Raw genomic sequence first — 8,126 nt, forward strand, 5'->3', positions numbered from 1 at the left:
TCGGATTAATTATAGAATTTGCCTTACTTTTAAAAGTAGTGTAAAATAATATTGTTGTTGCCCTGGTGGCGGAATTGGCAGACGCGCAGCGTTCAGGTCGCTGTTTGGGAAACCAAGTACAAGTTCGAATCTTGCCCAGGGCATTCGGATACCTATTACATCATCATGAATCACCTTGAAACGCCTAGAAATGGGCGTTTTTGTTTTTGTTAAAGTGACTAAAAGTGATTGATAATGATTTACTTTTGGTCAGAATTTGGTCACAAACTGGAAAATATGGTCGATTTGGTCTGTGACCAAAAGTTGAAATTTACAATCGTGAAACTCGTTGGCGCTCAACGGGTTAGAGGGCGTGATCTTGACCAAAACTTCTTTCGCTTAGTTCCTGTAAAGCAGTCATAAGTTTCTTATTTTCGGCTTTTTCCATCACGTGCAACAAGTGAGAATAAGTCTTGATCGTGACCATATAATTTGCGTGGCCTAGCCGTTGTGATATAGCGTAGATTGATAAGCCCTGATAGATCAGATAAGAGGCGTGCGTGTGTCACAGTCCATGGAACGTTATTATCTTATCCGCATTGATCCTTTTTAGGGTCGTTTTGAGCGTTTGATTGACGCCGCTGTCGCTTGATGGATTGCCGTTGGTTTGCGCAAATATCAAATTGTTTGGATTGTTTAAGTTCAAACGTTGCTGTGATCGCCGATATATATCCAGCATGTTAAACAATTCCTTTTCAACTTGGATCACTCGCACTGATTGAGGGCTTTTAGTGGACCAAAGCCATCATTAGTAAGGCAGCTTATACTCGCTTTATTGTGGATGATAAGGCAATATATCATCAGGTTGGAGAACCAGGTTATGTTGTTTGGGGTTCATTGGATGCAAATCCATATAGTCCAATGCAAGTAGAATTAGCGCATGTTAATAGTCAAAGTCGATTTAATGAATCGTATAAGCGATATATTTGGTAATTCAAACATACGCTAAAAAGCACAATATTCCACTAACATTAGATGCCGGTGGTACCGGTACAAAGTGAATTAAATCGCACTACTGGTGTACTCAGCATTACGGTGGAAGTCACGTTGACTATACGGCTATCTAGCTAAGCGGGGTATCAGTGAAGCTCAGTTTGCTAAGGACCTCAAAAATGGGGCAAGTGATAGCACCACTTCCACGGAAATCAGAATTAAAGCCAGTTACTTCGACTGGACGCCAAAAATTATTTTTACAAAAAAACTAGTGAAGGCTTATAAGTCTGCTAGTCAGGTTGGCTCCGGAAAAAGCGCTGTTGCCACATATGGCAAGAACTCGACTCTAAAACTAAAGGATCGTGACGGTCACCGATTCCAATTAACTAATGGTAACTGGATCACGGCTAATAAGGATTACGTTAATAACCAATACTTTGTTGACGCGCCTAAAGTGGTTGAATCCGTTAAGGGAACTGGACGGTATAAAGATGTTGCGTTAAAGAATAAGGTCGATAGTTTTCCAAAAGGAACTGAATTTGAGATTGTTGGGATACAAGCATACGGAAATGGATCACGATTAAATCTTGCGAATGGTCTGTATATCAGCGGAAACAAACTGATTAATGAGACAGTTAAAGCCACTCATCTCTTAATTGAGGTGGGTGGCTTTTTGCAGTTTTTTTTAAAATAAGGTATCATTGTTCAGACTTATAACAGTACGGATGGGAGAAACGGATTTGGCTGGATTTGATATAATGATACCCGTTTATCATGTTGATACGGAAAGTCAGAACGATAAATTTGTTCACGGTGGCTTTTTTCCGTCTCAAGAGGACGGTGTTTGGGCAGGAAAAGGAATGTATTTTTGGGACAATTTTAGCAACGCTAAATATTGGCTACAGATACAGCATTCTCACTTGCCTGACAAAAATTTCAATACTTCGAAGAGCAAATTGATTTGTTCTGAAAAAGACATCCTGGACATGACAAGGACTGATACAAGCCAAGAGGTAAAAGTCTTTGCTATTAGATTTTCTGGTGAATTCGATGTGGATCTCGACATGGATAAAAATGGAGAAGTGATTAATTTTTTACATGATGTTTTAGAAAAACGACAAGCAAAGCACATTTTTTCTGTTGTTAAGGAACATGGGCTATATCCCAAAACTAAGATCAAAGGGTTGATCGGGAGCAACGAAATAGGGTACCATGGGGACAGGAAAAAGGTAATTCCACTTCCTACTTCCAAAGTAAAGACAGTGTATGCAGTAAGGGACAGGAGTTTATTACAAAGAAGAGAAATTGCGGATCCCACAAAGGAGGTTATTTCAGATGAGTTTTCATTTTGATGCTGACGCACTAAATTTTAAACATGAATTATCGGAAGATGAAATAAAAAGTTTGAGACGTAAGTATGATAAAAGCAGTACTGATAATAAAATAAAGTCAACTAGTGGTGAGTTTGTAACTATAGACTATTCTGAAAATTTTGAACCTGAAATAGAATTGTTTGTGGAACGTTCTTTCTATGAACAAACAATCTATCTGTCTGATACACACGATATTTACGACATCGAAGATTCTACCACTACGAAACATGAATCTTTTGATACTGATGGAAAAAGGAGTTTGATTGCATAGTGGCAGTGATAGAATTTAAATCATATAAAGTAAAAAAAATAAATTTCGAAGAAAATATATCTTTTGTAGAACAAGAAAAAATACGTCTAAAACCGGAATTCCATGTGATAGTATCGAATCTGGAGGGGAATGTTTCGTTGGTTGGACTCAGTGTCACTTTAGATGTGAATTCACCTTTTAAACTGGAGGTGGCTATAGAAGGAAAATTTAAATACACCGTAGAGGATGACAAAGATTCTGTAGGAGCGGAGCAACTCCTTTCAACTAACGCGGTTGCTATTTTATTTCCTTATCTCAGATCGGTAGTATCATCTGTTACGATGCTTTCAAACAATATGCCAACTTTAATATTACCAACGATGAATATAATAGAGCTCATGAAAAAGCAAAAGGACTAATCTGTGCATATTGGTAGACCCCACTGTCTCAATGATAGTGGGGCTTTTTGTGTCTAATAAAATAAATTATAAAAAAGGTTAACCGTATACGCAAATGCGTATATATATAAATATAATCAAGGAAGGAATTAATTACCCCGACACCGGCTTAGTGAGTATAGTGCAGGCTCACATTCACACCTATCCTAGATAAAGGGGGAATGAGTATGCACTTTCTAGAAAACGGAGGGCGGGTATGGCGCTAGTGATAGCGTTGTATATATTATCCCGAGCGACGATTAATTTCGCCAAAGCTTACCGGATAATAAAAGAAGCTAACCTAAAAGATTAACTTCTACCAACACTACCGCACTAGACTTGCGAACTTAAAGGGGCTGGTAGCACAGTCTCTTCCTTTACATGCATATTATATCGACAATGCCCAAGAAAACATCAGAAGCACAACTAAAGGCCACAAGGACTTATGATCAAAAAAATCCGGAACAACGAAAACACCGAAACTATAAATCAAACGCCAAGCACTTTATTCGAAACTATGCTACCGATGAAGAACTATCTGAATTAACTGAATTGATTGAAGCAAAGCAGGCTAATCGAGGTAACAACACTGGAGAAACTAACTGAACAAGATGGACGAAAACGAAAGATTGTTAGCGATATTAAAATAACCAATGAGCGTATCTTGAGAAAGTTGTTGCTGGAATTGAGACAAAGCTAAGGATTGACTATGTCGGGTTTGATGGAATGAGATGGCTATCAAACGATAGGCAAACTCGGTAAATTTATGTATTTTTCCCGCCTAGGAATTTTGGTCATATTTTGGTCTAAGAACTATTGTGTGTTTATAAACGTTGATATATAAGCGTTTTCGGGGATGGCTCGAATCTTGCTCGGGGCATCATTAGATCAATCGGTTTCTAATAGAACCACGTGAAACGCCTAGAAATAGGCGCTTTTTGTTTGTCTAAAAATAAATACTTAGCTTTATGGTGGATAAGAATATGGACGTATTTAGTCATATTGCCTGACTATTTTACATTTAAATGGGATTTGTAGAGCATACATTGCGTTCCTAGCCGTTTTTTAGTATATTTTAAGAATATTATAGTTACATAATTCATTATCTTTTTAGGGGGATAAAAATATGAAACATGCACCAATCTCGTCTTTTAGGGAAAAGGCAAGAAATGTACTTTCAGGCCAATGGGGAACTGCAGCGCTGTTAATTCTAGTATCGCTGGTTCTTATGTATGTTTGTGTTGCAATGATTTATTCATTTTTGTTTGGTGCCGTATATTTAACTCAATTGACTGGGAGAACTTCAAGCGGGCTAATTATCTTCTTATTAATTGTTTACGTTGCACTGATTATTTTTATGCAGATTTTAATGGCATCCATTAATTTTGTGCATTTTAACTGGTACATGACTGGGAAAATCCCAAATGTGTTAGATGCATTTCCGTTTGCGTTTAAGCACGCGTGGGGAATTTTTAAACTGGGATTTCTCATTGGGCTCTTTACAGCACTTTGGTCGTTACTTTTTTATATTCCCGGAATCATTAAAACATTTTCATATTCTCAAGGTTTTTACATTTATTTTGAGCGACTCAATAATGGTGAAAATCCTAAGGAAATTCGAGCAATGGACTGTATTACGCAAAGCAGAAAATTGATGAATGGACAAAAAGGGCGACTATTTTTACTAGAATTAAGTTTTATTGGCTGGGGCCTTTTAGCAATCCTAACGTTAGGGATTGGTATGCTATGGCTATTACCGTACATATTGATGGCTCAGGTTGCTTTTTATGTGGGGTTAAAGGGAAGTCCTGAAAACAAGACAGAGCCACTCATGGACAACCTAAATGGTAACGGAGCGACAAAATCAGGTAACCCCATTCCTGAAGATTCTAAAAATTTAGTGGGTGAGCCTATAAAAGCGTACCCTTCGGTCGAAAATTCTCTTTACGAAGAAGTAATGGGGACAAACAATCAATCACCCAGGCCACACGTAAACTGGGTAATTTGGGTCGTTGGTGGGGTTGTCACAATCCTCGTCGTCATTGCATTGGGATACGTAATTAGTCAGGTAACGCACTCTGCCCGTCAAATAGCTAATAATCGTAGTGAGCAATCAAGCAAGAAGGTGACTAATGCGTCCAGTTCTCAAAAACGAGCTGACGAAGCTCAACCTCATAATGGAATAACGCCGGTTAAAGAATTCACAGATGGATACAAGAATTCCGATCCAGCACAGCGAAGCGTCACTTTTGACCCTGCTAGCAATAAGGTGGAGTTGGGATATGAATCTAATGCGTCAATACTAGATTCGAAAGAAATCAAAATAAATTGGCAAAATGATCAATGGTTGGATTCGAAAGTTGCAATAGATAAAGCCTACATTGTGAAAATACCGGTCAAAAAATTGGATGTCGGATCAGGTAAGGAACGCGCAGGAGGACTAGTTGTTTTTGACGTGACTGTCAAAACGGGTAAATATGACAATGATTACTATCCTGCTCAAACGAAATTACTCACGAATTTAGGAACTGCGTATGATCCACATTATATAAGCGGTGCATTTGATGGAGGTGTGCCCTATAATTCTTCTCGTGGAGAAAATGTTTTCGTTTTTCTACCAACGTTAACAACGGTTGATTCAATCAAGAGTATGACAGTTAGTTTTGATGCAAACGCAGCTGATGTGAAAACACAAGCTGGCGATAATAGTAATTATAACTATGGCTTTTCTCTTAATCATATTTCTGGTACTAAAGGGAAAGTGAAAGATAACAGTCGAGAAAATTAGCTTCATTGGAAATCAAAAATATTGGGGGAAATTTAGATGTTATTTATTTTAAGTATTTTATTTTTAATTATTGTTATTGTATTGCTGGTATTCTCAATTAGAATCGTTGTTCAACCAAACGTTGGGGTTGTCATCACTTTGGGAAAGTATGAAAAAACACTGAATCCTGGACTCCACTTTATCAAACCGTTTATTTCAAGAATTGTGACGGTTAATACCGCACAAACACCTCTAGATTTGGATCAACAAATCGTGATAACGAAGGATAATGCAGAAATTTCAGTTAAAATCTCATTGAAATTTCACGTCACTAATATTTCTGATTTTGTTTTTAAAAACGAAAATTCAGTGCGTTCAATGGTGCAAGATACTCGTGCATCGCTTCGGGGAATTATTGGGAACAAAGAGTTAAATGAAGTCTTAAACGGGACGCAGGAAATTAATGCGGCGTTATTTAAAGAAATTTCTTCAGTCACAGCAGGATATGGGCTAAACGTTGATAGAATAAATATTGACTCTGTTAACCCGTCTGCTGACATTCAAAACTCGATGAACCGCCTTTTACAGGCAACTCGTGAAAGGGATGCAACGATTGCAACCGCAGAGGGTAAGAGTCGCTCAATTACTTTAGAAAACGAAGCAAATAATAGAGCCCTAGTAGATACCAACAAGGCGGAAAACGAGGCAATGGTCAAACGAGCTACAGCCAATGCGACTTCCATTAAAATTCAGGCTGATGCAGATGCCTACAAGGTCCAAACGATTAATGCCGCCTTAAAAGACGCAGATGAAAAATACTTTATTGATTTAAACACAAAAGCCTTTTCTGAGTTAGCTAACTCAAAGGCAAATACAGTTGTTATGCCAAATAAAACTGCCGATGCACTAGGACAATTACCCGCAATCGGCGAAATGTTAAAGCGAAACAATCAGCAGGAAGAAACAACTAAGTAGGGGAACAAGATTAGTATGATTAGAAACTTCACTGATGCGATAAAATTCAGTTGACAGCGCTGACATTTATCGATATGCTTTAGTCAATCAAACACGACTTATTTTGAGATGAGTATTAGTAATATCACGCTGAAGAGAGTTTTCAACTAGTGGAAAGAAAACCGCGATGCTACTGAGAATATGGTCTCCTTGTAAAAATAATAGGCAACTGTCCTCTATCATACAGCCAGCGTTAGTTTACGACGTTGAAATACTAAGTGGTCTGGAATCGTTTCTAGGCAATTTAAGGTGGTACCACGGCAAGTGTCGTCCTTAATCTCGTTTTGAGATTAGGGATTTTTTTTTTTTTGCGGGGGAAAGGAGAAATTTGATATGAAGAAGCAGCGAGTAGGGTTAGTTTTAGGTGTGTTGGTCATGACGGCCATCACATTGGTGGGGTGTGGCAAACAAACGTCATCGTCAGGACCATCAACTCAAGATTTAGCAAAGAAGCAGGAAGTTACGATACTATCTAATAAGGAAATTACATCAATCGATCCGTCGAACGTGATTGATGCAACAACCTCAACGATGATACAAAATGTCTATGAGGGATTGTACCGGTTGAATAAAAATAATAATCCACAACCAACTGGCGCAACGGAATTACCGAAAATTACGAATGGCGGCAAGACGTATACGATAAAGCTACGTCAGTCTGCAAAGTGGTCAAACGGCGATCCAGTAACTGCCCAAGATTATGTCTACGGATTACGACGTGGCGTTAGTTCTAAAAATGCAGCATCTAATTTGGCGCAGTATCAAAGTGTCAAAAATGCGGCTAAAATTATTAACGGCAAGGCAAAGGCATCAACCTTAGGTGTTAAAGCTCTAGGTAAATATGAATTACAGATTACGTTAGCTAGACCAACAGACTATTTTACAAAGCAACTGACCACCATTTGCTATAAGCCGCTTGATCAGAAGTACGTTGAATCTCAAGGGAAAAAATTTGGCACAAAATCATCCAACACCATTTATAATGGTCCCTTTAAGTTAACCAAGTTTACAGGGGTTGGAGACAATTGGACGCTCGTTAAGAATGATCAGTATTGGAACAGTAAGAAGGTCAAACTGGATACCTTGAAATTTAAACTGGTTAAGGCAACTGCAACTGGCGCTGACCTTTACCAAGCTGGTAAAGCAGATTATGCGCCCATAGATGGTCAGTTTGTCAAAAATATGAAGAATGATAAGGGTTTTAATACCAAATCATCTTCAACTTCAAATTATATTGGTTTTAATTTTAATCAAACACTCTTTAAAAATGCAAATACACGGAAAGCACTTTTGATGGGCTCTAAAAAAGTTAG

General features: G+C 38.1%; 8 protein-coding genes and 1 tRNA gene. All 9 read left to right on the plus strand.

The features are described from left to right. Positions 1 to 59: 59 nt before the first annotated feature. Positions 60 to 143, plus strand: a tRNA-Leu gene (locus FD44_RS09120). A 1,046-nt stretch (positions 144 to 1,189) separates the two neighbouring features. Then, positions 1,190 to 1,666: a DUF5776 domain-containing protein gene (locus FD44_RS09125; RefSeq protein ID WP_225423053.1), complete on the plus strand. Its 477-nt coding sequence runs from the start codon at positions 1,190 to 1,192 to the stop codon at positions 1,664 to 1,666. Positions 1,667 to 1,712: 46 nt separating this feature from the next. Then, positions 1,713 to 2,324, plus strand: coding sequence for a hypothetical protein (locus FD44_RS09130; RefSeq protein ID WP_010620011.1), 612 nt, complete (start codon positions 1,713 to 1,715; stop codon positions 2,322 to 2,324). Then, the gene (locus tag FD44_RS09135; RefSeq protein WP_010620010.1) at positions 2,308 to 2,616 is read left to right on the plus strand and encodes a hypothetical protein; all 309 of its coding nucleotides are present in this window, start codon (positions 2,308 to 2,310) and stop codon (positions 2,614 to 2,616) included. The genes FD44_RS09130 and FD44_RS09135 overlap by 17 nt, the downstream gene beginning before the upstream one ends. Further along, a complete protein-coding gene (locus FD44_RS09140; protein WP_010620009.1) occupies positions 2,616 to 3,014 on the plus strand; it encodes a protein-export chaperone SecB in 399 nt (132 codons plus the stop codon). The genes FD44_RS09135 and FD44_RS09140 overlap by 1 nt, the downstream gene beginning before the upstream one ends. 417 nt (positions 3,015 to 3,431) lie before the next feature. Further along, positions 3,432 to 3,638: a hypothetical protein gene (locus tag FD44_RS09145; protein WP_029327557.1), complete on the plus strand. Its 207-nt coding sequence runs from the start codon at positions 3,432 to 3,434 to the stop codon at positions 3,636 to 3,638. Between the two features lie 520 nt (positions 3,639 to 4,158). Then, entirely contained in the window at positions 4,159 to 5,820 is a 1,662-nt protein-coding gene (locus tag FD44_RS09150) for a DUF975 family protein (RefSeq protein ID WP_010620007.1), read from the plus strand. 36 nt (positions 5,821 to 5,856) lie between these two features. Further along, positions 5,857 to 6,774, plus strand: a complete 918-nt coding sequence (locus tag FD44_RS09155) for an SPFH domain-containing protein (RefSeq protein WP_010620006.1) — start codon at positions 5,857 to 5,859, stop codon at positions 6,772 to 6,774. Between the two features lie 372 nt (positions 6,775 to 7,146). Beyond that, a partial coding sequence (locus FD44_RS09160) for a peptide ABC transporter substrate-binding protein (protein WP_162258119.1) occupies positions 7,147 to 8,126 on the plus strand: 980 nt, incomplete at its 3' end.

This window comes from Secundilactobacillus malefermentans DSM 5705 = KCTC 3548 (assembly GCF_001436395.1).
Taxonomy (GTDB): Bacteria; Bacillota; Bacilli; order Lactobacillales; family Lactobacillaceae; genus Secundilactobacillus; species Secundilactobacillus malefermentans.